Here is a 26,433-nt window from a genome sequence, read left to right as displayed (position 1 = left end):
CCCGGTCAGGCACGGCGCCGTCACATCACCGTGAACCCGCGCGCCAACGCCGCCAGCCAGCCGCGTCGTCCACGTCGTCCAGCGTGTCGACGAGGCCCACCGCGTGCCGGCGCGGCAGGCTCGCGACGCTGTCCGCCAGCGCGTGCGGGGAGGACCAGCGGACACCCGCGAACATCCCGCGCGGCAGGGCGCGCAGCCGCCTCACCCCGACCAGCCAATAACCGCCGTCGCCCGCCGGCCCGAACACCGCGTCGTGCCGGCCGAGCGCGCGGAAAGCGGCGACAATGTGAGGCGCCCTGATGTCGGGAATGTCGCTGCCGACCAGCACCGCCGGCCCCGGCGGCGGGGCCGCCAGCGCCCGCGCCATGCGTCGCCCGAGATCGCCGCCACCCTGCGCCACCCGCCGCCCCGCCCCCGGCGGCCAGCCGCGCATCGCCGCGGCGCGGTCGGGTGCCACCGCCACCGTCAGCGTCCAGCGCGGGTCGCCGCCCAGCCGCCGCAGCAGCGCGGCAAGGACAAGGCGGGAAAAGCGCCACGCCTCCAGCCGCCCGATCCCGGCGGCAAGCCGCGTCTTACCCCGCCCCAGCCTGGATTGCCGGGCGAAGACGATCAGGTGCCGGCGCCTCAACCGTAGATCCTCCGGATCAGGCGCGGCGGCACGCCGGCCATGTGGAGCGACAGGCACAGCAGGTTGCGCGCCGGCCGCAGCACCCACCCGTCGCGCTCGTATCGGGCGGCGGACGTCACGGCGTCGGCCTCCAGTGGCACCAGACGTCGGCGCCCGATGCGCCGGGCCAGATCGACATCCTCCATCAGCGGCAGCGGCGCGAAGCCGCCGATGGCCCGGTAGAAGGCCGCCGCGATCAACAGCCCCTGGTCGCCGTAGGGCAGGCCCAGCGCCCGCGACCGCCACGCCACCGCCCGCTCGACCCGCCGCGCGGCCGGTGCGTCCGAGTCGAAGCGCAGGCGGAAATAGCCGGCCCGTGCGGCGTTGGCCGGATCAGCCGCAAACCCGTGGGCCACGTCGCGCCAGCCGGGGGAGAGCCGGGTGTCCGCGTGCAGGAACAGCAGCCAGGGCGTGGCCATGGCGTCCGCGCCTGCGGCGAGTTGCACCCCGCGACCGCGCGGCGTGCGCAGGACGCGCGCGCCACGCTCCTCCGCCAGTCGCAGCCCGTCGTCCACGGAGCCGCCATCGCAGACGACGACCGGCAATCCCGCCACGGTGTCGAGGGTGCGACCGAGGGTTGCCGCGCCGTTCAGGCAGGGGACCACCACGCCGATCATGGTGTGCCGGGTTCCGCGACCGCCAACGCGCCTGTTGTGCGGGCGCGAAGGATATCGCAATGTGGGATTTCATGATAATCCGCTGGACAAACGAAATGGACGCCGCTCTTCCCACACCCGACGCTCCCGAGACCGCAGGCCCGCCCGCGCATGGCGAGGTGCGGGCGGTGGAGGACGGGCTGCTGTGGATCAGGCTGTCCCTGCCCTTCCGGCTCAACCATGTCAACGGATGGGCGATCGACGACGGCGACGGCTGGACGGTGGTGGACACCGGCGTATCCGACCCGCGGACGCGCGCCGCGTGGGAGGCGCTGCTCGCCGGTCCGCTGTCCGGCAAGCCGCTTCACCGCGTCATCGCCACCCATTTCCACCCCGACCACATCGGCCTCGCCGGCTGGCTGGTGGAAAAGACCGGGGCGGTCTTCGTGTCGAGCCTGACTGAATGGCTGTTCGCCCGCGCGCTCAGCGCCGACGACGGCGCCTGGCAGGCCGAGGCCTGCGCCGGCTTCTACCGGCGCGCGGGCCTGACCGGTGACCGGTTGGACGCAGTGCTGGCCCATGGCGGATCCTATACCCGCGCGGTGCCCACGGTGCCGGCGACGGTGCAGCGGTTGCGCCATGGTGACCGTCTGACACTGGGCGGCGCCTCCTGGCGGATGATCGGCAGCGGCGGACACACGCCGGAGCCGGTCGCGCTGTTTCGCCACGAACGACCGGTGCTGATCGCCGGCGACCAGGTGCTGGAGCGGATCAGCCCGAACGTCTCCGTCTGGCCGACCGAGCCGGACGCCGATCCCCTGGCCGATTTCCTGGACGGATTCGCCGCCTTCGAGTCCCTGCCCGCGGACACGCTGGTGCTGCCCTCGCACGGCCGCCCCTTCACGGGGCTGCACGCTCGGCTGGCGGAGCTGCGGGCGCATCATGAGGAACGGTTGGAGGAGGCGCTGGCGCTGTGCGCCACCGCGGTGACGGCGGCCAAGGCGGCGGACGCGATGTTCCCAGGGCCGCTGGACACCCACCAGACCGTGTTCGCGCTGGGAGAGGCCATCGCGCACCTCAACCACCTCCGGAACCGCGGCGCGGTGGAACGGACCACGGGAAGCGACGGGATCGACCGCTACCGGCGCAGGGCCGACCCGCGTGGCTGAGAGGGTGGCTCAGCCCTCCGCCACCCATTCGAAATACTGGGGATCGAGCAGGGTCGCCACGGAAATGGTTTTCAGCGTCTTGGGATCGTCGGCGCGCCGCATCTGGGCGTGCTGCGTGCCGAGACCATCCTTGCGGATCGCGACGACCTCCCACAGGCCACCGCCCGGACCGAGCTTCCGGAACGTCTGGCCTTCGATGACTTCGCGCTTCCTGCGCATTGGTAATCCTCCGACAGATGCCGAACGGGCACCCCAGTGACACCCGTCTTCTCCCTATGAACGTTCCTATCAAACACGAAACGCCCGTAGGCTGGCGATAGCCTGATGCGGAATGGCTGGTCGGCCCGACTGTTGTTACCGCGGCGCAACAAGTGCGGCGGTTGGACGCGGAAAACGCTGGACTTGCTTGCGATGCATTGCGGGAACAACGGGGCCTGGGGTAGCGTTCATACCTGCATGAAGACCGATCACGACGTGCTCCTTCTCGCGACTCGCCTGGTTGATGAACTGGGCGAAACCGCATTGCGGATCAGCCGGGTGCGGCTGGTCGAACTGACCGCGGCGAACAACCTTCGGGCCGCCGCGTTCTGGAGGGACGTGCTCCACACGTCGGAGGAGCTACTGGCGGCGAAGCCGGCTCCCGCGACGCCGGGCAGCTCCGGATTCGGTGGTCCCTTGGCCGCATCCTGAAAATTCGAAAGGCGGTGCCAAGCACCGCCTTTCGCACATCCGGTCCGTGGGAAGCGGGCGGCACCCGACCGCCCGCCGGTCGCACCGTTACTTCACTTCCGCGTACTGGCCGTTCGCCCACTTGTACCAGACATAGGCCGGCGAGGTGACGTCGCCCTTGGCGTCGAAGCCGATCTTGCCGATGACGGTGTCGAACTGCTTCTTGCCCAGCACCGCGGCCACCTTCGCCATGTCGGTCGACTTGGCCTCGGTCACGGCGGCGGCGTAAATCTGCATGGCGGCGTAGGTGTAGAGGGTGTAGCCCTCCGGCTCGTAGCCGGCCTTGCGGAACTTCTCCACGACGGCCTTCGCCTCGGCCTTCTCGCGCGGGTCGGGACCGAAGGTCATCATGGTGCCTTCACCGGCGGCACCGGTGATGGCCCAGTACTCGTTGGTGACCAGCGCGTCGCCGGAGACGATCGGGGCGGTCATGCCCTGATCCTTCATCTGGCGGGCGATCAGGCCGGCCTCGGTGTGGTAGCCGCCGACATAGACGACGTCGACCGCTTCCTGCTTCAGCTTGGACACCAGCGCGGAGTAGTCCTTTTCACCGGCGGTGTAGGCCTCGTAGACCTTCTCCTTCAGGCCGGCGGCGTTCAGCGCCTTCTGGGTCTCGTCGGCCAGACCCTTGCCGTAGGCCGACTTGTCGTGAAGGATGGCGATGTTCTTGCCCTTGTAGGTGTTCGCCAGATACTGGCCGGCGATCATGCCCTGCTGGTCGTCACGGCCGCAGACGCGGAAGACGTTCTTCAGCCCCTGCTCGGTCAGCTTCGGGTTGGTCGAGGCCGGCGACATCTGCAGGATGCCTTCCTCGTTGTAGACCTGACTGGCCGGGATCGAGGAGCCCGAGCAGAAATGCCCGGCCACGAACTTCACGCCGGCCTTGGCGAGCTGGTTCGCCACGGCGACCGCCTGCTTCGGGTCGCAGGCGTCGTCGCCCACTTCCAGCTTCAGCTTCTCGCCGAGGAGGCCGCCCGCCGCGTTGATGTCGGCGACGGCCATCTCCATGCCCTTCTTCATCTGCTCGCCGAAGGACGCGTACTGCCCGGTGATCGGGCCGGCGGTGGCGACGGCGATGTCGGCGCGGGCGGCGGTGGAGAACAGCGCCGTGACGGCCGCGGCAGCAAGGAGAGTCTTCTTCATGTGCATGGTCTTGCTTGTGCTCCCTGTCCAGTGTGATGCCTGACGGTCCCGATGGGGACCGTCGCCGCCGGCCGATGGATATCCTCCCGAGCGGCCGGGCGTGTTCCGTGCCAGTATACCGCGAACCGGGCCCGCTGCGAGAGGAGAGCGCACGCGAAGCCGGCGGCGATCGCTATTCGGCGAGTCGGCCACCCGGCCGCTCGCGCCAGCCGAAGGGTCCCGACCGCTCGTAGAGCCAGGGATACTGGCTGACCATGCGCCGGGCCCGTGCCATGCGGAAGGTCACCACGGCGATCACCGCGATGAAAGCCGTGTGCACCACGAATCCGTGCAGCGACAGCAGCGGCCCGCCGAACAGGCCATAGACCAGGAAGCGGTCGCCCAGCCCCAGAAGGACGATGTAGCCGTAGAGCGTGCTCTCCGGCTTCCACCCCTCCGCCAGCGTCTGGCCGGTGAGGAAGGCGCAGGCGCCGAACACGATCACCGTCAGCACGATGAAGGCGGCGATCGAGGAAGCGAGGATGGTCTCCATCAGTGGCCCCCTTCCAGATAGGCGGCGCGCACCTCCTCGTTCGCCAGCAGCTCCGCCCCGGTGCCGGACATGGTGATCTTGCCGGTCACCATGACGTAGCCGCGGTGGGCCAGCTTCAGCGCGTGGAAGGCGTTCTGCTCGACCATGAACACCGTCATCTTCTGCTCGCGGTTGATGTCCTTGATCACCTGGAAGATCTGCCGGACCACCAGCGGGGCAAGCCCCAGCGACGGCTCGTCCAGCAGGAGCAGGCGCGGCTGGCTCATCAGCGCGCGGCCGATGGCGAGCATCTGCTGCTCACCACCCGACATGGTACCGGCGCGCTGGTCGATGCGCTCCTTCAGGCGGGGGAACAGGTGGAAGACCCGCTCCAGCTCGGTGTTGAAGCTGCCCGGCTTGGCGGAGATGGAACCCATCTGCAGGTTCTCCAGCACCGTCATGCGCGGGAAGATGCGCCGCCCCTCCGGGCTCTGCGCGATGCCGCGGCGCACGATCTCGAAGGTGGGAAGGCGGGTGATGTCCTCCCCCTCGAAGATCACGCGGCCGGCGCGCGCCGGCGGGTTGCCGCAGATGGTCATCAGCAGCGTGGACTTGCCGGCGCCGTTGGCGCCGATCAGCGTCACGATCTCGCCGGCAGAGACCTCCAGATCGACGCCCTTCAGCGCCTCGATGGCGCCGTAGAAGGTGTGGACGCCCGATACCGTCAGCATGGATCAGACCCCCTTCCCTTCCAGATCCTTCGCCACTTCGGGCGGCAGCTCCTCGTCCTCCTCCTCGCCCAGATAGGCTCGGATGACAGCGGGGTCGTTCTTCACCTCGTGCGGGGTGCCGTCGGCGATCTTCCTGCCGTAATCCAGCACGACCACATGGTCGGAAATGCTCATGACCACGCTCATGTCATGCTCGATCAGCAGCACGCCGATGCCGTGCTCGTCGCGGATGAAGGTCAGCAGATCGGCCAGCTCGCCCGATTCGCGCGGGTTCAGACCGGCCGCCGGCTCGTCCAGGCACAGCAGCACCGGCTCCGTGCACATGGCGCGCGCGATCTCCAGCCGGCGCTGGGCGCCGTAGGGCAGATTGCCCGCCTGCCAGTCGGCGTAATCCAGCAACCGCACCCGCGACAGCCAGTAGCGGGCGAGGTCCACCGCCTGCTGCTCGGCCTTCCGGTAGGACGGCAGGCCGAGCAGCCCGGCGATGGTGAAGCCCGACGCGTTCTGGAGCTTGTTGTGCTGGGCGACCATCAGGTTTTCCAGCACGCTCATGCCACCGAACAGGCGGATGTTCTGGAAGGTGCGGGCGACGCTGGCCTTCTGCGAGATGCGGTAGCCCGGCATCTGCTCCAGCAGGAAGGTCTTGCCGTCCGGATGCCGCAGCGTCAGCCGCCCGATGGTGGGCGAGTAGAAGCCGGTCAGACAATTGAACAGCGTGGTCTTGCCGGCGCCGTTCGGGCCGATCACCGCGGTGATCTGCCGGTTCGCCGCGGCGAAGGACACGTCGTTGACGGCGACCAGACCGCCGAAGCGCATGGTCAGGTGCTCCACCGCCAGCAGCGGGGTGGTGGCGTTCGGCAGCGGCAAGGCGGCCGTCGTCATGATGGCGTCGGTCATTTCGCCCTCCCGCCGGCGATGGCTTCGCCGCCCGCGGCCGCGGTGCCGGCGGCGGGCGTGCCGCCGCCCCCGTAGCCTTGCAGACGGATGGTCGGATCACGGTGCGCCAGCAGCCCGCGCGGGCGCCAGAGCATGATCAGCACCATGCCCATGCCGAAGGCGACCATGCGGTACTGCTCCAGCTCGCGGAACATCTCCGGCAGGCCGATGACGATGAAGGTGGCGACCACCACACCGACCTGGCTGCCCATGCCGCCCAGCACCACGATGGCGAGGATGATCGCGGACTCGATGAAGGTGAAGCTCTCCGGACTGATGAAGCCCTGCCGCGTGGCGAAGAAGGAGCCGGCGAAGCCGCCGAACATGGCCGCGATGGCGAAGGCCCCGAGCTTCATGTTCGTCCGGTTGATGCCCAGCGAGGAGCAGGCGATGTCATCCTCGCGCAACGCCTCCCAGGCGCGGCCCATGGGCAGCTTGCGGACGCGCAGCGTGAACAGGTTCACGACCAGCGCCAGCGCCAGGATCAGGTAATAAAGGAAGATGATGCGATGCAGGGAGCTGAACTCCAGCCCGAACATCTCGTGGAAGGAGGGGAGGCCACCGGTGGGGTTGCGGTTGAACTCCGCCAGTCCGAAGAAGCTGGGGCGCGGGATGCCGCTGATGCCGTTGGGTCCGCCGGTGAACTGGTACCAGTTGATCAGGATGACGCGGATGATCTCGCCGAAGCCCAGCGTCACGATGGCGAAATAGTCGCCGCGCAGCCGCAGCACCGGAAAGCCCAGCAGCACGCCGGACAGCGCCGCCAGCACCCCCGCCAGCGGCAGGCATATCCAGAAACCCCAGCCGAAATAGGTCGCCAGAAGCGCGTAGGAGTAGGCGCCCACCGCATAGAAGGCCACATAGCCGAGGTCGAGCAGGCCGGCCAGCCCGACCACGATGTTCAACCCCCAGCCCAGCATGATGTAGGTGAGCAGCAGGATGCCGATGTCGATGCTGACCCGGTCGGCAATGGGCAGGAACGGGAAGATCAGCGCAAAGGCGATGCCGACCGGTCCGAGGAAGCGCGAGGCCTGCTGCACCTTGACGGCGATGCGGTCCATCGCCTTGTCACGGTCGGCCAGCGACACCGGCGCCCCGTGCTTCCTCCAGGCGTGGAGGCCGCGCCAGACGGCCACCGCCAGGGCGGCCGCTGCGATGACGGATTTGGCAACCAGCCACAGCGTCACCCCGCCGCCGAGTTGCAGCCATGGGCCGAGGAACAGCGCCACATACACCGCGGCCAGCGTGATGGCGGCGTCGCCGTTGATCTTCATCGCGGCGCGCAGGCTGATGACGAAGGCGCCGCCCATCGCGATCACCTTCAAGGCCTCCGTCGGGAAGCCCACGAAGGCGGAGACGGCGAGCGCCAGGATCGACAGCACCATCACCAGCAAGGCCCGGCCCTCGTTGACCAGGCAAAGGCCCAGGCGGCCGATGAAGACCAGCGCTGCGGCCGCCAGAACCTCGTCGAAGCGGGTGCTGATGCCCAGCCCGGTCGGGCGGTCGACGGTGCGGAAGCCCACCAGCGGAACGGTGAGGAGCAGTGCCACGAAGGCGGCGAGGCCGGACTCCCGCAGCATGGACGGCCAGGGAAGCGCCCGCCCGGCGGCGGACTCGGAAATCGCGGTCATGGCCTCACACCTTCTCGATTTCCGGCCGGCCGAGCAGACCGGACGGGCGGAAGATCAAAACCAGCACGAGGATGGAGAAGGTCGCCACATCCTTGTACTCGATGGTGAAGTAGGCGGACCAGAAGGCCTCGATCAGGCCGATGAACAGCCCGCCCAGCATGGCGCCCGGCAGCGACCCGATGCCGCCCAGCACCGCCGCGGTGAAGGCTTTCACCCCCGCCAGGAACCCGATGTAGAAATCGATCACGCCGTAATAGAGCGTGACCATCACGCCCGCCACCGCCGCCAGCGCCGCCCCCATCACGAAGGTGAGCGAGATGGTGCGGTCGACATTGACGCCCAGCAGCCCGGCCATCGTCTTGTCCTGCTCGCACGCGCGCTGGGCGCGGCCGAGTTCGGTGCGCTGGATGATCTGCGTGAAGCCGTACATCAGCGCCACGGTCAGCAGGATGATGGTGAGCTGGAGGTAGCTGATCTGGACCACGAATCCGTCGGCCCGCTCCATCAGCGAGAAGCCGCCCGGCACCACCGGCGGCAACGGCTTCACCCGCGCGCCCTGGAGAAGCTGGACGTAGTTCTGCAGGAAGATCGACATGCCGATCGCCGAGATCAGCGGCGCCAGCCGCGGCGAATTGCGCAAGGGCCGGTAGGCGATGCGCTCGATCGTCCAGCCATAGACGGCGGTGAAGAGCATCGCCATGATCAGCACGACCAGCAGCATCAGCGGCACCCAGGTGATCCCCACCGTTCCCAGGACCAGGAAGGTGATCACCGCGATGAAGGCGCCGATCATGTAGATTTCGCCGTGGGCGAAATTGATCATGCCGATGATGCCGTACACCATCGTGTAGCCGATCGCGATGAGGCCATAAATGGCGCCCAGCGTCAGGCCGTTGATCAATTGTTGGAGGAAATATTCCATCAGTTCGCCCCCCGGACTGCAACACGCAGACACATGGGCGGGCGAGCCAAAGTCGCTCGTTTGGCGGACACGTGAACCGACGCTCCCCGTTCACGGGCCCGTCCATTTCCGGCGGGCCGCGGTCATTTGGTGCTCGGACGTTATCTCACGTGCTTTACACAGGGCAAGGGGGTAACAGCCCTGCCGCCGCTGCATGACGGGGGTTCACAAAAATCGCAAGGAAGTTGCTCGAACCGCGCGGTGGCGGTACGGCAAGGGCCGTCCTGGACGAGAAAATCAGAACAGTTGTACGCCTCCCACCGTCAGGCCGATCAAAGCGGCGGTTCCCGCCAGCACGCCCAGCATCACGCTGCGCCGCATCATCAGGAACACGGCCAGCGCCAACCCCGCCGAGGCAAGCCGGTTGCCGAGGGCCGTTTCCTGCAGGGGACCGACCGGGAACAGGATCATGCGGGCGATCAGCCCGGCCAGCAGCGCGTAGGCGATGCAGGCGACGAACTGGAAGACCGGCCCGTTCGGATCGATCCGCCCGGACAGCGCCACGCCCAGCGCGCGCGGCAGGTAGGTCACGACGGCGGTCAGACCGATGACCAGCCAGATCTCCGCGTCACCCACGCAGGCTCTCCCGCCGCGTCAGGACGCGGTCGGTCGTGTAGGCCATCGCCCCCGCCAGCACACCGGTCAGCAACAGACCGTAGGTGGGGGTGACCAGATGCAGGATGGGCCCGAGCACCGCCCCCATGATCATCGCCAGCGTCCGCGCCCGCTGGCGCAGGTCGACGATGAGGATGAGCATGAAATAGAGCGGGTTGAGGAACACCAGCCCGAGCGTCACCGGAGCCGGCACCGCGCCCGCCAGAAAATAGCCCAACGCCGTTCCGGTCATGGACAGGACCCACAGCGTCAGCGCGAATCCGACGAACCAGCCGACCCGTTCCTCCGGCGGCATGCCAGGCAGTTGCCGCAAGGCCGTCGCCCAGGCGGTGACCGCCACGAAATGGGCGACCGCGTAGGTGACGCGGCGCGGCATTCCCGTATCCCGGAACAGGGGGAGGATGGTCACCACCATCGGCGTCAGCCGGGCATTCGTCAGCGCCACCGCGATCGCGATCGACAGGGCCGAGGCGCCGACCGCCGACAGCTCCACCATTGCCACTTGGCCCGGCAACGCCCAGGCGGTGGCGGTGGAGGCCAGCCCCTGCGGCAGGTCCAATCCGCTCTGCCTCACCAGCGACCCGAACCCCACATAGCTCGCGAGCAGGACCAGCCCCGGCATCCCGAGCGCCTCACGCGCCGCGGTCGCGGCACCGCGGAACGGATCGAACGGTATCGGTGACGCGGGCATACGGGATTCCGCCGGGCTTCGGAACGATGCGCCGACCCTATACGGCACTCCTCCGTCCGACGAATGGTATCAGCGCAGACGTGCCTTGCCGAAAACACGGAAGGCCGCCAACGCCTTGCGGCGCGGGCGGCCTTCCGTGTCTTCGGCAGCCTGTTGCGGGCGGTTGCCGGCCGGTCAGGGCTTCTGCGCGGTGGTGACCGTCTGCGGCTTGCCGGCGTCGGCGGCCTTGGTGGAGGGCTTGGTCGGCGCCTTGGCCGGCTTGGCCGGCGGCTTGGACGACGCGGGCGTCGCCTCCTTCGCCGGCTTGCCGCGCTGCGGGGCGGAGGCCGTGGTCACGCTGTCCGGCATGCTGGCAACCTTGACATCGCAGAGCGGGCGGGAGCTGAGCAGCAGCAGGCCGGCCGTCTTCTCGTCCGAGGTCAGGATCTTGAGGTCGTCGGCGGTGAGCGTCACCGCGTTCTTCACGCGGTCAACCAGCTCCGAGCAATAGACGCCGACGCCGATGGTCGCCGACCGGCGGCTCACCTCGTTGGCCAGCTCCGTGCGGTAGGTGTCGAAGCTCCGCGTCGCGTTGCCCGACTTGGTCTTGCGGAAGTGATCGATCAGAAGCGCTTCGGACGACGAGATCGCCGCACGGTTCTTCACCGTGAACTCATGATACTTGCCGAAGGGGTTCTGCTCCGGCACCACGGACTGGCAGGTCAGGCCGACCACCATCATTTCGGTGTGCAGGCGGATGAGCTGCTCGGCGGCATGCTCGGCGCGGCTGTAGCAGATCGGTTTCGGCGCGGGTGCGGCGGCGGCGGACAGGGCGCCCCCGGCAACGGCGACGGCAACCATCGAGGAAAGAACCGCGCGGGCGGCGCGCTGGCGGATGGGCATCGTCTGCGTCTCCGGACATCGATGTCAGCCGAGCGCCAACCGAAGGGCAGCGCTGGCCTATGCGCCGGGTTCTACCCGTTCGCCATCGGCGGTCAATTGAAATCCGGAACCCGCCGGCATTTTATGCCGGGTCGTGTCGCCGGTGCCGCCACGGCGCGCGCTTGGACGGCCGCCCGTTTGTGTGTATGACCGACGTCATGAATCGCATCGGCATCGATCTCGGCGGCACCAAGACCGAGGGAATCGTCCTGGACGGCGCCGGCCACGTGCTGGCGCGCCGGCGCGTTGCCACGCCGCGCGGCGACTATGACGGCACGCTCTCCACCATTCGCGACCTGGTGGGCACGCTGGAGCGGGAGACCGCCGGCGGCGGGCGTGCGACCGTCGGCGTCGGCATTCCTGGCATCGTGTCGCCCGCGACCGGGCTGGTGAAGAACGCCAACTCGACCTGGCTGATCGGCCGTCCCTTCGACCGCGATCTCGCCACCGCGCTCGGGCGGCCCGTGCGTGTGGAGAACGACGCCAACTGCCTCGCCGTGTCGGAGGCGGTGGACGGCGCCGGGGCGGGAGCCGGCGTGGTCTTCGCGGCGATCGTCGGCACCGGTTGCGGTGCCGGGATCGTGGCGCACGGGCATGTGCTTTCCGGACGCAACGCGGTGGGCGGTGAATGGGGCCACAACCCCCTGCCCTGGCCGCGCGACGACGAGCGTCCGGGGCCGGCCTGCTATTGTGGCAAGCGCGGCTGTCTGGAGACCTTCGTGTCCGGTCCCGCGGTGGCCGCCGACCATCGTCGGGTCTCCGGCGCGGATCTGACCATGGAAGGGATTGTGGCGGAGGCGGCGGATGGGAAGGCCGATGCGTTGGCAACCCTGGACCGGCTGGCCGATCGGCTGGCACGGGGGCTGGCCGCGGTGGTCAACCTGCTCGACCCCGACGTGATCGTGCTGGGCGGCGGGCTGTCGAACGTCGAGGCGCTGTACGCCGAACTGCCCCCGCGGATCGAGACGTACGCCTTCTCCGACCGCATCGACACACCCGTACGCCGCGCGGTGCATGGCGATTCCAGCGGCGTGCGGGGAGCCGCCTGGCTGTGGCGACCGGAGGAAGCTGCCGGGGCGTGAACGCCCCGCCGGTCACCGGGGCTTGGGCGGGGCCAGATTGCGCTGCGGCGGACGCTCGCCCGGCCTGTTGGGGTTCAGCCCCAGCGAACGGGTGTTGGAGTAGAAGCGCCCGGCGTTGTTCACGTCCGTGCCATAGGTGCCCCCGGCGCGGAACTGGCCGGCGGTGCCCATGGCGTTCCAGTGGCTGCGCGGCTGCTGCGCCGTACCGGCCGGCTGGTCGAAGCCGTAGGGGTTGGTGACCGTCCGCTCCTGGAATTGGGCGGCCGCCGGCGTTGCCAGCGCCGCGACCGCCAGGGCGGCGGCGAACGGCAGGGCGGAGAGACGTATGCGGGGAAGGTTGCGGGTCATGGCGGCGGCCTTCCGATGGCTGTGGTGTTCCGGTCCCCAGGGAACAGCCGAAACGATCGGACGTCCACGACGCGTGCGCGTTACCCTGTCGGTGCGGCCACCGCGGGGGCCGGCGCCAGCCGGTAGAGGGTCAGCGCGATGCGCCGCCCGTTGTTGTAGTTGAAACCGCGCACCGTGCCGAGCGCTGTGGCGCCCGCCCCGGCCAGCGCCGTGCGGAAGGCCGCCTCTTCCCGCCCGTCCACCAGCGCCAGCGCGCAGGAAGGGTCACCCAGCAGGTGGCGGGCGGCGCCGTCACCGCGGGTCAGCAGCGTGTCCGTCCCCACCGCGAAGACCAGGCTCGGCTCCGAATAGCCGGCCGAGGCCACCCGGGTGGAGGCGCAGGGGCGGTTCGCGGCGACGAGCACGCCCGCCTCCCGCCCGACCCACAGGCCGGGCACACCGGGCAGCACAATGGCGTAGGCCACCGCGTACAGCAGCACCGCGCCGGCCAGCGCGACCGCCACCGCCCCGCGCGGTTTTCCGGCGAAGCGTTGCCGCACCGCCAGCACGGCCAGCGCCACCACCGCCGGCAGGATGATCCAGGCCGCCCACGCCACATCGCCGTCGACCAGCCACGGCACGAGCGCCACGGCCAGCGCCAGCGCCGCCATGGCACCCACGCCGAGGGCGGCCGATGCCCAGCGCAGCACCCGGCCGGCGGTCGGCGCCGCAGCGTCCAGCGCGGCACCCGCGGTGAGCAGCGCGACCGCGGGGAACACCGGCAGCGTGTAGTGCAGCAGCTTGGTCGGCACCACCTCGAACACGATCCAGGTCGGCAGGATCCATGCTATGCAGAAGCGTACGGCGTCGTCGCGGCGGTTCCGCCAGATCCAGGGCAGCGCCAGCAGCGTCAGGAACGACCAGGGGGCGAAGGTGATGAAGAAGGTGCCGAGGTAATAGCCGGGCGGCAGTCCCTTGCCCTCCTGGCCGCCGGCGACCTTGCCCATCATGTCGTGCCCGACGGATTCGGTGAAGAAGGCGCCCTGCGTCTTCAGCGTGATGGCGATCAGCCAGGGTGCGGCGATGAGGAGGACGATCCCCAGCCCGGCCAGGGGCCTCAGGCGCGCCAGCCACCCCGCCCGCCGGTCCCACAGCGCCAGCATGGCGACCGTGCCGCCCGACACCAGCGCCACGATGGGGCCCTTCACCAGCACGCTGAGCCCCACCGCGATCCAGAACAGCAGCGGCAGTCCCCAGCCGGGCCGCTCGCCATGACGGCCGAGATAGACGGCGGCCAGCGCCGCCTGGGCGACCGTGATGGTGGCGAGCATGACCGCATCGGTCTTCGCCATCCGCGCCTCGACCCCCAGCACCACGCAGCCGGCCAGCATGACCGCGGCCATGGTGCCGACGGCCGGGCCGAACTGGCGCGCGCCGAGCCAGGCGGTGGCGAGCACCGCGGCGACGGCACCGAGCAGCGACGGCACCCGGTAGGTCCAGATGGCCTTCTCACCGGCGGTGCCGAGCAGCGCGGTGCTGGCCGCCTGGAGCCAATAGATGCCGACCGGTTTCTTGTGCCGTGCCTCATCCTGGAAGCGGATATCCACAAGATCGCCGCTCTCCAGCATCTGGAACGATGCCTGGGCGAAGCGGGACTCGTCGCGGTCGAAGGGCGGAACGCTGGTGAAGCCCGGCGCGTACAACGCCACGCACAGCAGCGTCAGCAACGCGTACACCACGGCCGACAGACGGCCGGCGGACGTCCCCTCGGCCCAGCCCGCCGCCACGATCACGGCTTGGCCGCGCCCGCGCGCACGTCCGGCTCGACCGGTGTGCCGTTTTTCCGGTGCGCGTAGATGAAGTAGATGTTGCGGCTGTAGATGACCACGCCCATCGCCTGCCCCAGGATGAAGACGGGGTCGACGCGGTGGATGGCGTAGGCGAGCAGCATGATGCCGCCGCCCATGCTGAAGTACCAGAAGGTCTCCGGCACGATGCTGCGACGGACCTTCTCGCTGGCGATCCACTGCACGATGAAGCGCATGGAGAAGAGGAGCTGGGCGAAGGTTCCGATGCCGAGCCAGACGATCTCGGTCGTCGTGCGTTCGTTGAACCAGGTGACGAGGGCGTCGAGCATTCTGGTGTTCCGCGTTCGTCCGGACCGGCCGGAACCTGTGTGACTGTGCCTGTGTGACTGTGAATCAGGGACGCTGACCGTCAGCGGTCCTCGACCGCGGCCGACAGCTTCGTGCGCCGCTTCAGCCAGTAGACGCCGAGGAGATCCACCACCCCGACCAGCCCGCGCTGCAGGTTCGTGTATTTCGACGTGCCGCGGCGCCGCGGCCTGTGGTTCACCGGCACATAGGCCACCGGATGCCCGTGCGCCCGGAACAGGGCGGGCAGGAACCGGTGCATGGCCGCGAAGTACGGCAGGTCGAGGAACGCCTGGCGGTCGAACAGCTTGATCCCGCAGCCGGTGTCGGTGCAACCGTCCTTGAGGAGCGCCTGTCTTATCCCGTTGGCGAAGCGCGACGCCGCCCGCTTCGACCAGGTGTCGCGGCGGCTGAGCCTCAGCCCGCCGACCAGCAGCGGCGCGTCGGCACCACCTTCCGCTGCCCGCCGCAGCAGGTTGGGAATGTCGGCGGGGTCGTTCTGTCCGTCGCCGTCCAGCGTGGCGATCCAGGCGCCGCGCGCCGCCTTGGCGCCGGTGCGCACGGCGGCACTCTGTCCGGACCGGTCGAGATGGCGCACGAGGCGCACCCGCCCCGCGGCGATGGCCGGGGCAAGCCGGGCGCGCGTGTCGTCGGTCGAGCCGTCATCGACGAAGACGACTTCGAACGGCTGCCCGCCGGCCAGGGCGTGCTCGATCTCGTCGAGAAGCGGCAGCACATTGTCCGCCTCGTTGAAGATCGGGATCACGACCGACAGCCGCACCGGCCCCTGATCCGCGGGAAAGCTCGTCACAGGTGGTACGCCCCCTTGGCCAAACGGCCGGCAAAATACAGCCGGTTCCGCGCCAAGGGTAGCGCAAAAAGCGGACCGCTTGCGCAGCCCTGAACGTCAGCCCGGTCCACCCTCCACCGGAACCGGGACGTAGCGGAGTTCGCCCTGACGGTCGATGAGCATCAGCACGCTGCGCCGCCCTTCCCTTTTGGCCTCCTCCACCCGCTCCTGCACCTGCTCCGGGTCGCCGACCGGCTGCTGCCCGGCCTCCACGATCACGTCGCCGGCGTCGATGCCGCGGTTCGATGCCGCGCTGTCGCCGTCCACCTCGGTGATGACGACGCCCTGGGTTTCAGGCCCGATCGCGAAGGTTTCGCGCAGTTCCGGAGTCAGGGGCGACAGGCTGAGCCCGAGCGTGCGGGAGGTCTGTGGTGCCGTGGGTGGCGCACCCGTCGTCGGGCCGCTCGACCCCGCCGCGACCTGCTGCTCCGGCTCCAGCCGGCCGACCGTCACGGTGAGCGTCTGGTTGTCGCCATTCCGCAACAGCTCCAGCGGCACCGATTTGCCGATCGGGGTGCGGGCGACGATCCGCGGCAGGTCGCGCATCTTGTCAACGGCATGGCCGTCGAAGCCGATGATGACGTCTCCCTGTCGGACACCCGCCGCCTCGGCCGGACCGCCGGACGTGAGCGCGGTGACCAGCGCGCCATCCGGCTCCGCCATGCCCAGCGTCTCGGCGATGTCGGGCGTTACCCGCTGCACCTGCACGCCCAGCCAGCCGCGCCGCACCTGCCCATGCTCGCGCAGTTCCTCGATGATCGGGCGGGCAAGGGCGGACGGGATGGCGAAACCGATGCCGATGCTGCCGCCGGTCGGTGAGTAGATCGCCGTGTTGACACCGACCACGCCACCCTCGGTGTCGAACAGCGGCCCGCCGGAATTCCCGCGGTTGATCGGCGCGTCGGTCTGGAGATACTCGTCGTAGGGACCCTGCTGGATGTCGCGGGCGCGCGCCGACAGGATGCCGGCGGTGACGGTGCCGCCAAGCCCGAACGGGTTGCCGATAGCGACCAGCCAGTCGCCGACGCGCAGCCGGTCGCTGTCGCCCCAGCGGGTGCTGGTCAGCGGTTTGCTGCTTTCCACCTTCAGCAGGGCCAGATCGGTGGGCGGATCGGCGCCGACCAGGGTCGCGGGCAGCCGGGTGCCGTCGTGCAGAGTCACCGCGATCTCCTCGGCGTCGGCGACGACGTGGTTGTTGGTGACCACATAGCCGGACGGGTCGATCACGAAGCCGGAGCCAAGTGCCGAGACGGGCGGGCGCTGGGGCTGCGGCGCGCCCTGGCGCTCGCGGAACTGGCGGAAGAACTCCTCGAACGGGGATCCAGGCGGGAACTGCGGCCCGCCGGGCACGCCCGGCGCCTCCTCATTCGGCGTGGGCGCGGCGGTCGGCGTCGCCTGACGCGTCGAGATGTTCACCACCGTGTCGATCTGCGACTCCGCAAGGTCCGCGAAGGAGTTGCGCGCGGCATCCGACGCCAGCACCGGCGACGATACGCCGCCGACCCCGCAGAGGACCAGTGCGCCGGCCAGCGCGATGCACGGCAATCGCCGATTCGTGGAGAAGATCTGCGGCATGGGTCGTTGTCTCCGGCAATCAGCGGCGGGCGGCCCCAGAGCCCCCGCAATTCAAAACATCGCTCGCGGCGTTTCGATCCCGGACTTTCAAAGATCATCGCCACAACCATCGGCTTTTGAAAGGTGATGCGTCCGATCCGGCCTATGGCGATCGGACGGGGCGATGACCGATGCACCGGAACGGCGCACGGAATCCCCGGCCGTTCCGGAATTCGCTTTTCTGCGCAAAGTTCTGCTGGTAATTCCCTGGCAGTCACCGATATCATCGTGCATCGATATACGTTTCCAACTCCTACACCGAACGGGATCGCGAGCATGAGCGTCGTGTAGACGACTCGTGGCGTGTGATCGAGCACAAGCAATCCGGTGATGACGCAAAATTCACTGTGGCAGCCGAGCGATATAATGAACGCTGAAACCGGCAACGAACCGGAGTCTCCAAAGAAGCGCGGACGAATCCCACAGACAGCGTGGCCGCGTATTCTTGAACGCTACCGGGCGGGCGCGACCCTATCGGCGATCGCGCGCGAGTTCGAATGCACCCCGAGCGCCATTTCCTACATCGTGCGCAAGGCCGAGGCGGCCGGCATGCTGGAGGGCGAGGGCGCACCGGTTCTGGATGCAACCGATGCGAGCGAAGAGGCTGCCGCCACGACCGAGGCACAGCCGGAGCCGGCCCCGGCTCCCGCACCGGCGCCAGCCGCCGCCGCCCCCGCCCCCGCCCAGGCGGTGACGCCGCCGCCGCGTCGCCGCGAAGGTGCGGCGCCGGCCCAGGCGACGGCACAGCCACCGCAGAATGCGCCGGGTGCCGAACCGCGACGCACCTTGCGGATCGAATCGCCGGCACCGCAGCCGCCGGCCGCCGCAGCTCCGGTTGTCCCCCCGGTGTCGGCCGCTCCCCAGCCGCCGTCGTCGGCCGCAGCCCCCGCTGCCCAGCCGGCGGACCCGGCAGCCGCTGGCCGTTCGGCCGCCCGGCCGGAGCCGACGCCGCCAGTGGACGCGGTGGAAGCACGGCTGCGGGAAACCGCGCGCGGTTGCCTGTCGGCCTATCGCACCTGGCGCCAGACTCCCGGTGAATCCTCGATCCAGTCGTTGTCCGACGCGGTGCACGAGCTGCGCAAGGCATTGGCCCGCATCGAGATCGACATGTCGGCCAGCCGCCGGGAGGAGCAGGCGATCCGCCCGATTCCGATCCCGGCCCATCGCGCGGCGCGCCGGCAGTAATCGTTTCACGCTTCGCGGCGTCATCGGATGCGGAAAACCCCGCCCCAACGGGCGGGGTTTTCCGCGGCGGCAATGTTCTTGTTATGTTCGAAACACCATGCTAGCGTCCGCGCATGGTGGACGAAGTGCCGGATCGCGCGGTGAAGGGCCGGGGCGCGATCAGCAATCGCAGCGGCCGATTCGAGCGTGAGGCGCGCGTCGTCATCGACGACGGCTGGGGCTCCGCCTTCGACGAGGACGCGCCGCCGCTGCGCACGACCCTGCTGGTGGACAAGAGCCGCAGCCTGATCACCTACAACCAGTCGCCGGACATCCCCTTCGACCGCTCCATCAACCCTTACAAGGGGTGCGAGCATGGCTGCATCTATTGCTTCGCGCGTCCCACCCACGCCTATCTCGGGTTGTCGCCGGGTATCGACTTTGAAACCATGCTGTTCCACAAGCCCGATGCTCCCGATCTGCTGGTGTCGGAGTTGCGGGCGCGCGGCTACGCGCCGGCCCCGGTGGCGATCGGCGCCAACACCGACCCCTATCAGCCGGTGGAGCGCGAACTCGGCCTGACCCGCCGCATCCTGGAGGTGCTGGACGGCGCCAACCACCCCATGGCGCTGATCACCAAATCCGCGCTGGTTCTGCGCGACCTCGACATCATCGCGCGGATGGCGGCGCGCAACCTGGCCCATGTCGCGGTGTCCATCACCACGCTCGACCGCGACCTCGCCCGCCGGCTGGAGCCGCGCGCGGCAACCCCGGCCCGGCGGCTCGACGCCGTACGGAAGTTGAGCGAGGCCGGGGTGCCGGTGGCGGTGCTCGCCTCCCCCATGATCCCGGCCTTGAACGATCATGAGCTGGACGACATCCTTGCGGCGGCCAGGGACGCCGGGGCGAGCGGAGCCAACATCATCCTGTTGCGCCTGCCGCTGGAAATCGCCGGGCTGTTCGAGGAATGGCTGCGCACCCATGTCCCCGACCGCGCCGATCGCGTGCTGAACCTGATCCGCCAGTCGCGCGGCGGAAAGCTGTACAACGCATCTTTCGGCAAACGCATGACCGGCGACGGTCCCTACGCCGCCATGCTGACGGCTCGATTCCGCCGCGCCCGCGACCGGCTGGGGCTGGGCGCGCGGTGGGTGGAGCTGGACTGCTCCCGCTTCACGCCGCCGCAGGCGCCGGGGGACCAGCTCGCGCTCTTCTGATCGCGCACGCATCTGATAGGGTGCGGCGCATGAACCGCAAACGCACCGCCGCCGTTGTCTTCACGCCCGACCTGTCCCTCGAAGCCGCCGCCGGCCCAGGTGCCCGCGTGTGCGGCATCGACGAGGCCGGGCGCGGGCCGCTCGCCGGACCGGTGGTGGCCGCCGCCGTGATCCTGCCGGCGTCCCTTCCCGACGGGTTGCGGGCCGCCATCAACGACAGCAAGAAGCTGAGCCGCCAACGCCGCGAACTGCTGGAACCGGCCATCCGCAACCTCGCGACCGTGGGTGTCGGCCGCGCCGAGGCGGAGGAGATCGACCGGCTGAACATCCACCACGCGACGCTGCTCGCCATGCGCCGCGCCTTCGACGCGCTGGGTGTGGCCGCCGATCTGGCGCTGGTGGACGGCAAGTTCGCGCCGGTGCTTCCCTGCCCCGCCCAGGTGGTGGTGAAGGGCGACAGCCGCAGCCTGTCCATCGCCGCCGCGTCGATCGTGGCGAAGGAGGAACGCGACCGGGTCATGCGGGCGCTTGCCGCGGATTTTCCGGCCTATGGCTGGGACCGTAACGCCGGCTACCCGACGCCGGAGCATCTGGAGGCGCTGGCCCGAGTCGGCGCCTGCCCTCATCACCGGCGGAGTTTTGCGCCAGTTTCGCAACAGTTGGCTCTAACGCGCTGACTCCGCAGACTCTTTGTTGAAAATACCGGTTGACGCGACTCGGGACGCGATTCATGGTCGGTCTCCGATTCGCCCACACAAAGCCGAAGGCCATGCCGATTCTCAGCCCGGACCGCGTCAACCGGATTCTTGTTGGCGACTGCATCGCCGAGATGAACGCCCTTCCGGCCGAATCGGTGGACCTCGTGTTCGCCGACCCGCCCTACAACCTCCAGCTTGGTGGCGAGCTGCTGCGCCCCAACCACACCCGCGTCGACGGGGTGGAGGAGGATTGGGACAAGTTCCACGACTTCGCCACCTACGACCGCTTCACGCGCGACTGGCTGTCGGCGGCGCGCCGCATCCTGAAGCCGACCGGCAGCCTGTGGGTGATCGGCAGCTACCACAACATCTTCCGCGTCGGCGCCGCGTTGCAGGACATCGGCTTCTGGGTGCTGAACGACATCGTCTGGCGCAAGACGAACCCGATGCCCAACTTCCGCGGCACGCGCTTCACCAACGCGCACGAGACGCTGATCTGGTGCTCGCGCGAGCGCGACGCCCGCTACCGTTTCAACTACGACGCGATGAAGGCTCTGAACGAGGAGCTTCAGATGCGCAGCGACTGGCTGCTGCCCATCTGCGGTGGGCCGGAGCGCCTTCGCGACGACGACGGGCGCAAGGCCCACCCGACGCAGAAGCCGGAGGCGCTGCTGTACCGGGTGATCATGTCCTCCTCGCGGCCGGGCGACGTGGTGCTCGACCCCTTCTTCGGCACCGGCACCACCGGCGCCGTCGCCAAGCGGCTGGGGCGGAAATGGATCGGCATCGAGCGCGACGCCTCCTATGTGGCGACGGCCGAAGCGCGCATCGCCGCGACGGAGGAGGCGCCGGACCCCGATCTGCTCGATGCTCCCCCCAAGCGGCAGGCGCCGCGCATTCCCTTCGGCTGGCTGGTGGAGCGTGGGTTGCTGCGTCCCGGCACCATGCTGGTCGATCAGCGACGCCGTGTCGCAGCGCGCGTGCGTGCCGACGGGACCTTGATCGGCGAGAACGCGCTGGGCCGGCATCACGGCTCGATCCATCAGGTCGGGGCCGCCCTGACCGGGCTTCCGGCCTGCAATGGCTGGACGTTCTGGCATTACGAAGAGGCCGGCCAGTGGAAGCCGATCGACCTTCTGCGGGAGCGTGTGCGTTCCGAGATGAACTAGCGATTGCGCCCCGCACTTGTCCTACCCGTCATGGCTTGGCATACCCCGCTAGGCCATGCTAGGGCTTCGGCATGAACAAGCTCCTCGCCGCCGTGACCGCGCCCCAGGCCCGCAACGCCAGGGTCGCCGTATCGACCCGTTGCTTCGTCCGCGACCTCGTGCTCGACGCCCTGGTCGGCGTCTACGACCATGAGCGGGCGACCACCCAGCGCATCCGCATCAACCTCGACCTGGACGTCATCGTACCCGGCGTTTCGGGCGAGGATGCGGTGAACGCCGTCCGCTCCGTCGTCGCCCACGGCCACGTCACCCTGATCGAGACGCTGGCCGAGCGCATCGCCGAACGGTGCCTGTCCGACGCCCGCGTGCGCACGGCGCGGGTGCGGGTGGAGAAGCTCGACGTCTTTCCCGACGCCATCGTCGGGGTCGAGATCGAGCGCAGCCGCATCTGACTCCCGCCGGCTGCCGGAACTCGGGCCGCCCGCTCGCCTATGCCGATCGGCGGGAAGGGTCGTTGTAGAACCAACGCAAAGCCGCCGCTCACCATTGTCGGGAAGTCAGACCGGAGTACAACTTTGCCGGCACGTCCGCTCCAGTCGCCGTAGCGCCGGGACATAAGCCGAAATACTCCGCCACTACACGCATTGAAGGCTTGCTCCACCGGGATCCCCCGCTCAAAATTCCTGTGGTTCGCCGAGAACCGGTGAGCCTTGGCGGCGATCATCCAGCAGAGTCGTCTCGGTGCGGTGTTGACGGCGGACAGCCGCAACAGCTCGGGCGCACCGCTGTCTTATTGTCGGGAGAGGTTCGTCACGGACGGACCTGCGGCACGGCAGGAAGAGGAGGCGTGGAGTGCTGAAGCGACTGTTGAGCGGCGAGAGCGCAAGCCTTTCCCGGTACGTGGAGGAATCCCGGCGTTACCCGATCCTGTCTCCGGACGACGAGCGCGATCTGGCGGTCGCGTGGCGCGACCGGCGGGATCCGGTGGCGCTCGAACAGCTCGTGGGCAGCCATCTGCGTCTGGTCATCAAGATCGCGCGTGGCTTCTCGGGCTACGGGCTGCCGCTGACCGATCTGGTGGCGGAGGGCAATGTGGGGCTGATGCAGGCGGCGCAGAAGTTCGACGCCGACCGCGGCTTCCGCTTCGCCACCTACGCCACCTGGTGGATCCGCGCCGCCATCCAGGAATACATCCTGCATAGCTGGTCGCTGGTGAAGATGGGAACCACGGCCGCCCAGAAGAAGCTGTTCTTCAATCTCCGCCGGCTGAAGAGCCGGATGGAGGAGCTGGAACTCGGTGACCTGTCGCCGGAAGCGGTCGCCGCCATCGCCACCGAACTCGACGTGCCCGAGGCGGAGGTGGTGGAGATGAACCGGCGTCTGGCGAGTTCCGACAGTTCGCTGGACGCTACGTTGTCCTCCGACGGGGAAACCAACTGGCTGGAACTGCTCGCCGACGACCGGCCGAGCCAGGAGCTGGTGGTGGCCGAGGCGGACGAGCTCGCCCTGCGGCGCCGGCTGGTGGGACAGGCTCTGGAACGGCTCGACGACCGTGAACGGCGGATTCTTTACGAACGCCGACTCAAGGACAACCCGTCCACCCTCGAAGCGCTCAGCCAGCAATTCTCGGTTTCGCGTGAGCGCGTGCGTCAGATCGAGGTGCGGGCCTTCGAAAAACTGCAGAAGGCGGTCCTCGCCGCCGCCCATTCGCTTCGCCGCACCGCCCACGCGGCGGCCTGATCGGAAATCGGGAGTCGGAGCGGACACCGGAGCCAATTCACGAGTCTCGCCCACGCGGCCGACTCGGATGTTGCTTGACCCGCGGCATTTTCTCGCGTTCCAATCGTCATAATCCATCCGCATGATGCGGAATGGAGGCAAGCACCCGATCCGTGGGTACGTACGGTTCGGGGAGGCGCCCACGTGACGTGAAGGGGCCGCATTGATGAACACCAGCAACGCAAGTCAGTCGATAGTCGATCGCATCCGTTTCCTTCGCGTCGATGACGCATCAAAAAGTGCGTTGCGGGAGTTTCTTCCCTATTTGGCGCCCCACATGGATCAGATCCTGCGGGATTTCTACGACTATCTCCGGTCGGTCCCGCAGATTTCACACCTCGTGGCCGATCAGCAGGTTACCGCGCGGGCGCGCGATTTGCAGATGAAGCATTGGCTGACCAACGTCTTCACCGGCACCTTCGACGACGACTACATGGCGCAGGTGATCCGGATCGGGCAGGCGCACCAGCGGATCGGGCTCGAGCCGCGCTGGTACATGGGCGCCTATTGCTACACGCTCAACCGCCTGATCGATGTCGCCACCCAGACCTACCGCCGCAAACCGGATCGGCTGGGCCAAGTGCTCCAGGCGATCAACAAGGCCGTCTTCCTCGACATGGATCTGGCCACGTCGGTCTATGTCGATCTGAACACGGCGGCCATCATCGCTCGCGAGTTGGGCAGCACGGCCGACGATTTCGAGCGGCAGGTGCAGGGCGTGGTCCAGGCGGTGGCCGCGGCCGCCACACAGCTCCAGGGCACCGCCGGCGTGATGAGCCGCGCCGCCGACGAGACCAGCCGTGAGTCCACCGTCGTGGCGGCGGCGGCGGAGGAGGCGTCGGTCAACATCCAGACCGTCGCCGCCGCGGCGGAGGAGCTGACCGCGTCGATCGGCGAGATCGCCCATCAGGTCGGGCAGTCCGCCCGCATCGCCAACGACGCCATGGCCCAGGCCGACCGCACGAACGCCACCGTGCAGGGTCTGGCCGAGGCCGCGTCGAAGATCGGCAAGGTGGTGAAGCTCATCCACGACATCGCCAGCCAGACCAACCTGCTGGCGCTCAACGCGACGATCGAAGCGGCGCGCGCCGGGGAGGCCGGCAAGGGCTTCGCCGTGGTCGCGTCGGAGGTCAAGAGTCTCGCCAACCAGACGGCCAAGGCGACCGAGGAGATCAACAGCCAGATCGGGTCCGTCCAGGGCGCCACGCAGGAGGCGGTCACCGCCATCCGCAGCATCTCCGACACCATCTCGCGCATCAACAGCATCACCACATCCATCGCGTCGGCGATGGAGGAGCAGGGTGCGGCGACCAACGAGATCGCGCGGAACGTTCAGCAGGCGTCCATCGGCACGCGCGAGGTCAGCGAGACCATCGTCCGCGTCAACGCGTCGGCCGCTGAAACGGGAGAGGAGGCGCGCAACGTCCTGGACGCCACCAACGAACTGACCCAGCAGTCCGAGACTCTCCGGGGCGAGGTCGAACGCTTCCTGTCACGGGTCCGCGCGGGCTGACCGACATCTTATCGCCGGTGCCGACGTCGTCCAACGTCGGCACCGGGTTATGGACGGGCGCCGCATCTCAAGGACGCGGCGCCCGCGGATTCACGGCCTGGTGTTCAGCACCCGGTCGACCGCCGCCAGACGCGCCGCCGCGAGGGCCCCACGCACCTGCTCCGCGGACTCCCAGTGGCTCCGCCCACCCAGCGTCGCCAAGGTGCCGGCCTGGATCGCGACATAGACGCCGGTCCGGCCAAGATTGACGATGCGATACATTGCCCCCTCCATTATTTAAAATTTTCGCCAATCTTTGTATTCGACGGGGGCTTGTCGCCCCCTCCCGCTCCCCGTCACCGGGGGAACGCATTAGACATAGCTGCAGTAGGGGCATTCCGTCAAGACTATGCCGAAAATTTCACGACTTTCCGATTTCAATACTTATGATTTCGTTGATTTCATTCGCGACGCTTTTTATCTAGTTTTGATGACAACATTCGCAACAACGCTTGGATCGAAGATTCCCAGCCGCCCGGAGCGGCCTGTCGCACGAGCCGCATGGTCGGGTACCAGGGGCTGTCGTCGTGCCCGTGCATCCAGCGCCAGTCGGCGGCAAAGGGCAGCAGCGTCCATACCGGCGCCCCGAGTGCCCCCGCCAGATGCGCCACAACCGTATCCACCGACAGCACGAGGTCGACCGCAAGGATCATCGCCGCCGTGTCGATAAGGTCGTCGGTGCGCGGCCCGGTGTCGCGGAACGGAAGGCCGGTGCCCTGCGCAAGCGCGGGTCCGCGCTGCAGGCAGACCCAGTCGATGTCGGGCAGGTCGGCCAACCGTCGCAAATGCTCAGGTGGAAGCGAGCGGTGCCCACCGTCCCAGGCCCCCGCCGCCCACGCCAGACCAACCCGCAGCCGCCCACTCGGCGGCAACCGGGCGGTTCGTGCGGCCACCCGACGGTCATCCGCCCACAGGTAGGGCACCGCGGCGGGGATGGTGTGGAGTCGCGTGCGGAAGGCGTGGGGAAGCTCCATCAGTTCGATCGCCACGTCGTGCGGCGGCACCGCTCCAGGATCCTCCAGCGCCACCAGCGCGTCGATTCCGGGAAGCGTGCGGAGCAGGCCATGCACGGCACGCGGTGCCTGCACCGACAGGCCACGGGCCCGCCCGGCGACCAGCGGCAGGTAACGGCCGAACTGAACGATGTCACCGAGGCCGTGATAGCAGCGCACGAGCACCCGGCGGCCGTCCAACGGGCGCCCGTCCCAGACCGCGCGCCGGTGATACGGCCGGTCGGGACGGTCGAACTCCGCCACGTCCCGGCGCGCCAGAACCGCGTCGCTGACCGCCCAGGCGCGCTCGAACTGGCCGAGCAGCATGGCGGCCATCCAGACCTCCCCGCCGTTTTCCAGAGGGTCGGCACCGAGCGCCAGCGCCCGTTCGTTCAGGGCCAGACTCTCCCGCACCCGGCGCTCCGCCAGCAGCCGTCGCGCCGTCGCCACCAGCGTTTCCGGATCGCCAACGACGTCGCGCACGTCCCCGCTCCCCTGCCTGTTCACCCGATCAGGAGAACAACGCGCGGGAACC

General features: G+C 68.8%; 29 protein-coding genes. 10 read left to right on the top strand and 19 right to left on the bottom strand.

Annotated features, from left to right (window positions below):
- Positions 1–25: 25 nt before the first annotated feature.
- Positions 26–628, bottom strand: a complete 603-nt coding sequence (locus HL658_RS04060) for a TIGR04282 family arsenosugar biosynthesis glycosyltransferase (RefSeq protein ID WP_180280576.1) — start codon at positions 626–628, stop codon at positions 26–28.
- Complete coding sequence (locus HL658_RS04055; RefSeq protein ID WP_180280575.1) at positions 625–1,284, bottom strand: TIGR04283 family arsenosugar biosynthesis glycosyltransferase; 660 nt, start codon at positions 1,282–1,284, stop codon at positions 625–627. Before HL658_RS04055 ends, HL658_RS04060 begins: the two co-directional genes overlap by 4 nt.
- 95 nt (positions 1,285–1,379) lie before the next feature.
- Between HL658_RS04055 and HL658_RS04050 the strand changes: the two genes are divergently transcribed.
- Entirely contained in the window at positions 1,380–2,432 is a 1,053-nt protein-coding gene (locus HL658_RS04050) for an MBL fold metallo-hydrolase (RefSeq protein ID WP_180280574.1), read from the top strand.
- 9 nt (positions 2,433–2,441) lie between these two features.
- Here the strand turns inward: HL658_RS04050 and HL658_RS04045 are convergent, their stop codons facing one another.
- Entirely contained in the window at positions 2,442–2,651 is a 210-nt protein-coding gene (locus HL658_RS04045; protein ID WP_180280573.1) for a hypothetical protein, read from the bottom strand.
- A 237-nt stretch (positions 2,652–2,888) separates the two neighbouring features.
- Here HL658_RS04045 and HL658_RS04040 point away from each other — a divergent pair, with 237 nt between their 5' ends.
- Complete coding sequence (locus HL658_RS04040; RefSeq protein ID WP_180280572.1) at positions 2,889–3,122, top strand: hypothetical protein; 234 nt, start codon at positions 2,889–2,891, stop codon at positions 3,120–3,122.
- A gap of 87 nt (positions 3,123–3,209) precedes the next feature.
- Here HL658_RS04040 and HL658_RS04035 read toward each other — a convergent pair whose 3' ends face one another.
- The 9 genes from HL658_RS04035 to HL658_RS03995 all read right to left on the bottom strand — a co-directional run bounded on the left by HL658_RS04035 (position 3,210) and on the right by HL658_RS03995 (position 11,262).
- Positions 3,210–4,310 (bottom strand): branched-chain amino acid ABC transporter substrate-binding protein, encoded by a 1,101-nt coding sequence (locus HL658_RS04035; RefSeq protein ID WP_180280571.1) that lies wholly within the window; start codon positions 4,308–4,310, stop codon positions 3,210–3,212.
- Between the two features lie 166 nt (positions 4,311–4,476).
- Positions 4,477–4,836 (bottom strand): DUF6867 family protein, encoded by a 360-nt coding sequence (locus HL658_RS04030; RefSeq protein ID WP_180280570.1) that lies wholly within the window; start codon positions 4,834–4,836, stop codon positions 4,477–4,479.
- Positions 4,836–5,546, bottom strand: coding sequence for an ABC transporter ATP-binding protein (locus HL658_RS04025; protein WP_180280569.1), 711 nt, complete (start codon positions 5,544–5,546; stop codon positions 4,836–4,838). The genes HL658_RS04030 and HL658_RS04025 overlap by 1 nt, the downstream gene beginning before the upstream one ends.
- Positions 5,547–5,549: 3 nt before the next feature.
- Positions 5,550–6,443, bottom strand: coding sequence for an ABC transporter ATP-binding protein (locus HL658_RS04020; protein ID WP_281378657.1), 894 nt, complete (start codon positions 6,441–6,443; stop codon positions 5,550–5,552).
- The gene (livM, locus tag HL658_RS04015; protein ID WP_180280568.1) at positions 6,440–8,113 is read right to left on the bottom strand and encodes a high-affinity branched-chain amino acid ABC transporter permease LivM; all 1,674 of its coding nucleotides are present in this window, start codon (positions 8,111–8,113) and stop codon (positions 6,440–6,442) included. The genes HL658_RS04020 and livM overlap by 4 nt, the downstream gene beginning before the upstream one ends.
- Positions 8,114–8,117: 4 nt before the next feature.
- Positions 8,118–9,035: an ABC transporter permease subunit gene (locus HL658_RS04010; protein WP_180280567.1), complete on the bottom strand. Its 918-nt coding sequence runs from the start codon at positions 9,033–9,035 to the stop codon at positions 8,118–8,120.
- A 276-nt stretch (positions 9,036–9,311) separates the two neighbouring features.
- Complete coding sequence (locus HL658_RS04005) at positions 9,312–9,650, bottom strand: AzlD domain-containing protein (RefSeq protein WP_180280566.1); 339 nt, start codon at positions 9,648–9,650, stop codon at positions 9,312–9,314.
- Positions 9,643–10,380 (bottom strand): AzlC family ABC transporter permease, encoded by a 738-nt coding sequence (locus HL658_RS04000; protein WP_180280565.1) that lies wholly within the window; start codon positions 10,378–10,380, stop codon positions 9,643–9,645. Before HL658_RS04000 ends, HL658_RS04005 begins: the two co-directional genes overlap by 8 nt.
- Positions 10,381–10,554: 174 nt before the next feature.
- Positions 10,555–11,262: a hypothetical protein gene (locus tag HL658_RS03995; protein ID WP_180280564.1), complete on the bottom strand. Its 708-nt coding sequence runs from the start codon at positions 11,260–11,262 to the stop codon at positions 10,555–10,557.
- A 185-nt stretch (positions 11,263–11,447) separates the two neighbouring features.
- Here HL658_RS03995 and HL658_RS03990 point away from each other — a divergent pair, with 185 nt between their 5' ends.
- Positions 11,448–12,383, top strand: a complete 936-nt coding sequence (locus tag HL658_RS03990) for an ROK family protein (protein ID WP_246337259.1) — start codon at positions 11,448–11,450, stop codon at positions 12,381–12,383.
- A 12-nt stretch (positions 12,384–12,395) separates the two neighbouring features.
- Here HL658_RS03990 and HL658_RS03985 read toward each other — a convergent pair whose 3' ends face one another.
- From HL658_RS03985 to HL658_RS03965, 5 genes are all read right to left on the bottom strand, one after another.
- Complete coding sequence (locus HL658_RS03985; RefSeq protein ID WP_180280563.1) at positions 12,396–12,731, bottom strand: hypothetical protein; 336 nt, start codon at positions 12,729–12,731, stop codon at positions 12,396–12,398.
- Between the two features lie 80 nt (positions 12,732–12,811).
- Entirely contained in the window at positions 12,812–14,503 is a 1,692-nt protein-coding gene (locus tag HL658_RS03980; RefSeq protein ID WP_343054997.1) for an ArnT family glycosyltransferase, read from the bottom strand.
- Positions 14,500–14,847 (bottom strand): lipid-A-disaccharide synthase N-terminal domain-containing protein, encoded by a 348-nt coding sequence (locus HL658_RS03975; protein WP_180280562.1) that lies wholly within the window; start codon positions 14,845–14,847, stop codon positions 14,500–14,502. The genes HL658_RS03980 and HL658_RS03975 overlap by 4 nt, the downstream gene beginning before the upstream one ends.
- An 80-nt stretch (positions 14,848–14,927) precedes the next feature.
- Complete coding sequence (locus HL658_RS03970; protein ID WP_343054996.1) at positions 14,928–15,674, bottom strand: glycosyltransferase family 2 protein; 747 nt, start codon at positions 15,672–15,674, stop codon at positions 14,928–14,930.
- Positions 15,675–15,770: 96 nt separating this feature from the next.
- The gene (locus HL658_RS03965) at positions 15,771–17,288 is read right to left on the bottom strand and encodes a DegQ family serine endoprotease (RefSeq protein WP_180280561.1); all 1,518 of its coding nucleotides are present in this window, start codon (positions 17,286–17,288) and stop codon (positions 15,771–15,773) included.
- A gap of 405 nt (positions 17,289–17,693) precedes the next feature.
- Between HL658_RS03965 and HL658_RS03960 the strand changes: the two genes are divergently transcribed.
- From HL658_RS03960 to HL658_RS03930, 7 genes are all read left to right on the top strand, one after another.
- On the top strand, positions 17,694–18,512 hold the full coding sequence (locus HL658_RS03960; RefSeq protein ID WP_180280560.1) for a hypothetical protein: 819 nt from the start codon (positions 17,694–17,696) through the stop codon (positions 18,510–18,512).
- Between the two features lie 116 nt (positions 18,513–18,628).
- A complete protein-coding gene (locus HL658_RS03955; RefSeq protein WP_425485317.1) occupies positions 18,629–19,708 on the top strand; it encodes a PA0069 family radical SAM protein in 1,080 nt (359 codons plus the stop codon).
- Positions 19,709–19,737: 29 nt separating this feature from the next.
- The gene (locus HL658_RS03950) at positions 19,738–20,385 is read left to right on the top strand and encodes a ribonuclease HII (RefSeq protein WP_180280558.1); all 648 of its coding nucleotides are present in this window, start codon (positions 19,738–19,740) and stop codon (positions 20,383–20,385) included.
- A 92-nt stretch (positions 20,386–20,477) separates the two neighbouring features.
- Positions 20,478–21,575 carry a site-specific DNA-methyltransferase gene (locus tag HL658_RS03945; protein ID WP_180280825.1) on the top strand — a complete coding sequence of 366 codons (1,098 nt, stop codon included), beginning with the start codon at positions 20,478–20,480 and terminating at the stop codon, positions 21,573–21,575.
- 71 nt (positions 21,576–21,646) lie between these two features.
- Positions 21,647–22,027, top strand: a complete 381-nt coding sequence (locus tag HL658_RS03940; protein ID WP_180280557.1) for a dihydroneopterin aldolase — start codon at positions 21,647–21,649, stop codon at positions 22,025–22,027.
- A gap of 400 nt (positions 22,028–22,427) precedes the next feature.
- Positions 22,428–23,315: an RNA polymerase sigma factor RpoH gene (gene rpoH, locus HL658_RS03935; RefSeq protein ID WP_180280556.1), complete on the top strand. Its 888-nt coding sequence runs from the start codon at positions 22,428–22,430 to the stop codon at positions 23,313–23,315.
- Between the two features lie 205 nt (positions 23,316–23,520).
- The gene (locus HL658_RS03930; RefSeq protein ID WP_180280555.1) at positions 23,521–24,867 is read left to right on the top strand and encodes a globin-coupled sensor protein; all 1,347 of its coding nucleotides are present in this window, start codon (positions 23,521–23,523) and stop codon (positions 24,865–24,867) included.
- Positions 24,868–24,957: 90 nt separating this feature from the next.
- Here HL658_RS03930 and HL658_RS03925 read toward each other — a convergent pair whose 3' ends face one another.
- Both HL658_RS03925 and HL658_RS03920 read right to left on the bottom strand, forming a co-directional pair.
- Positions 24,958–25,128: a hypothetical protein gene (locus HL658_RS03925; RefSeq protein ID WP_180280554.1), complete on the bottom strand. Its 171-nt coding sequence runs from the start codon at positions 25,126–25,128 to the stop codon at positions 24,958–24,960.
- 179 nt (positions 25,129–25,307) lie between these two features.
- Positions 25,308–26,381, bottom strand: a complete 1,074-nt coding sequence (locus HL658_RS03920; RefSeq protein WP_180280553.1) for a glycosyltransferase family protein — start codon at positions 26,379–26,381, stop codon at positions 25,308–25,310.
- Positions 26,382–26,433 lie beyond the last annotated feature (52 nt).

This window comes from Azospirillum oleiclasticum (genome assembly GCF_013423485.1).
Lineage (GTDB): Bacteria > Pseudomonadota > Alphaproteobacteria > Azospirillales > Azospirillaceae > Azospirillum > Azospirillum oleiclasticum.
The sequence above is the reverse complement of the archived record's forward strand: the minus strand, read 5'-3'. Positions and strand labels throughout refer to the sequence as shown.

What these genes read in the sequence shown, in the direction of transcription:
- HL658_RS04055 (WP_180280575.1), bottom strand. Translation starts at nt 1,284, where the DNA reads ATGATCGGCGTGGTGGTCCCCTGCCTGAACGGCGCGGCAACCCTCGGT.
- HL658_RS04050 (WP_180280574.1), top strand. Translation starts at nt 1,380, where the DNA reads ATGGACGCCGCTCTTCCCACACCCGACGCTCCCGAGACCGCAGGCCCG.
- HL658_RS04045 (WP_180280573.1), bottom strand. Translation starts at nt 2,651, where the DNA reads ATGCGCAGGAAGCGCGAAGTCATCGAAGGCCAGACGTTCCGGAAGCTC.
- HL658_RS04040 (WP_180280572.1), top strand. Translation starts at nt 2,889, where the DNA reads ATGAAGACCGATCACGACGTGCTCCTTCTCGCGACTCGCCTGGTTGAT.
- HL658_RS04035 (WP_180280571.1), bottom strand. Translation starts at nt 4,310, where the DNA reads ATGCACATGAAGAAGACTCTCCTTGCTGCCGCGGCCGTCACGGCGCTG.
- HL658_RS04030 (WP_180280570.1), bottom strand. Translation starts at nt 4,836, where the DNA reads ATGGAGACCATCCTCGCTTCCTCGATCGCCGCCTTCATCGTGCTGACG.
- HL658_RS04025 (WP_180280569.1), bottom strand. Translation starts at nt 5,546, where the DNA reads ATGCTGACGGTATCGGGCGTCCACACCTTCTACGGCGCCATCGAGGCG.
- HL658_RS04020 (WP_281378657.1), bottom strand. Translation starts at nt 6,443, where the DNA reads ATGACCGACGCCATCATGACGACGGCCGCCTTGCCGCTGCCGAACGCC.
- livM (WP_180280568.1), bottom strand. Translation starts at nt 8,113, where the DNA reads ATGACCGCGATTTCCGAGTCCGCCGCCGGGCGGGCGCTTCCCTGGCCG.
- HL658_RS04010 (WP_180280567.1), bottom strand. Translation starts at nt 9,035, where the DNA reads ATGGAATATTTCCTCCAACAATTGATCAACGGCCTGACGCTGGGCGCC.
- HL658_RS04000 (WP_180280565.1), bottom strand. Translation starts at nt 10,380, where the DNA reads ATGCCCGCGTCACCGATACCGTTCGATCCGTTCCGCGGTGCCGCGACC.
- HL658_RS03995 (WP_180280564.1), bottom strand. Translation starts at nt 11,262, where the DNA reads ATGCCCATCCGCCAGCGCGCCGCCCGCGCGGTTCTTTCCTCGATGGTT.
- HL658_RS03990 (WP_246337259.1), top strand. Translation starts at nt 11,448, where the DNA reads ATGACCGACGTCATGAATCGCATCGGCATCGATCTCGGCGGCACCAAG.
- HL658_RS03985 (WP_180280563.1), bottom strand. Translation starts at nt 12,731, where the DNA reads ATGACCCGCAACCTTCCCCGCATACGTCTCTCCGCCCTGCCGTTCGCC.
- HL658_RS03975 (WP_180280562.1), bottom strand. Translation starts at nt 14,847, where the DNA reads ATGCTCGACGCCCTCGTCACCTGGTTCAACGAACGCACGACGACCGAG.
- HL658_RS03965 (WP_180280561.1), bottom strand. Translation starts at nt 17,288, where the DNA reads ATGCCGCAGATCTTCTCCACGAATCGGCGATTGCCGTGCATCGCGCTG.
- HL658_RS03960 (WP_180280560.1), top strand. Translation starts at nt 17,694, where the DNA reads ATGAACGCTGAAACCGGCAACGAACCGGAGTCTCCAAAGAAGCGCGGA.
- HL658_RS03950 (WP_180280558.1), top strand. Translation starts at nt 19,738, where the DNA reads ATGAACCGCAAACGCACCGCCGCCGTTGTCTTCACGCCCGACCTGTCC.
- HL658_RS03945 (WP_180280825.1), top strand. Translation starts at nt 20,478, where the DNA reads ATGCCGATTCTCAGCCCGGACCGCGTCAACCGGATTCTTGTTGGCGAC.
- HL658_RS03940 (WP_180280557.1), top strand. Translation starts at nt 21,647, where the DNA reads ATGAACAAGCTCCTCGCCGCCGTGACCGCGCCCCAGGCCCGCAACGCC.
- HL658_RS03930 (WP_180280555.1), top strand. Translation starts at nt 23,521, where the DNA reads ATGAACACCAGCAACGCAAGTCAGTCGATAGTCGATCGCATCCGTTTC.
- HL658_RS03925 (WP_180280554.1), bottom strand. Translation starts at nt 25,128, where the DNA reads ATGTATCGCATCGTCAATCTTGGCCGGACCGGCGTCTATGTCGCGATC.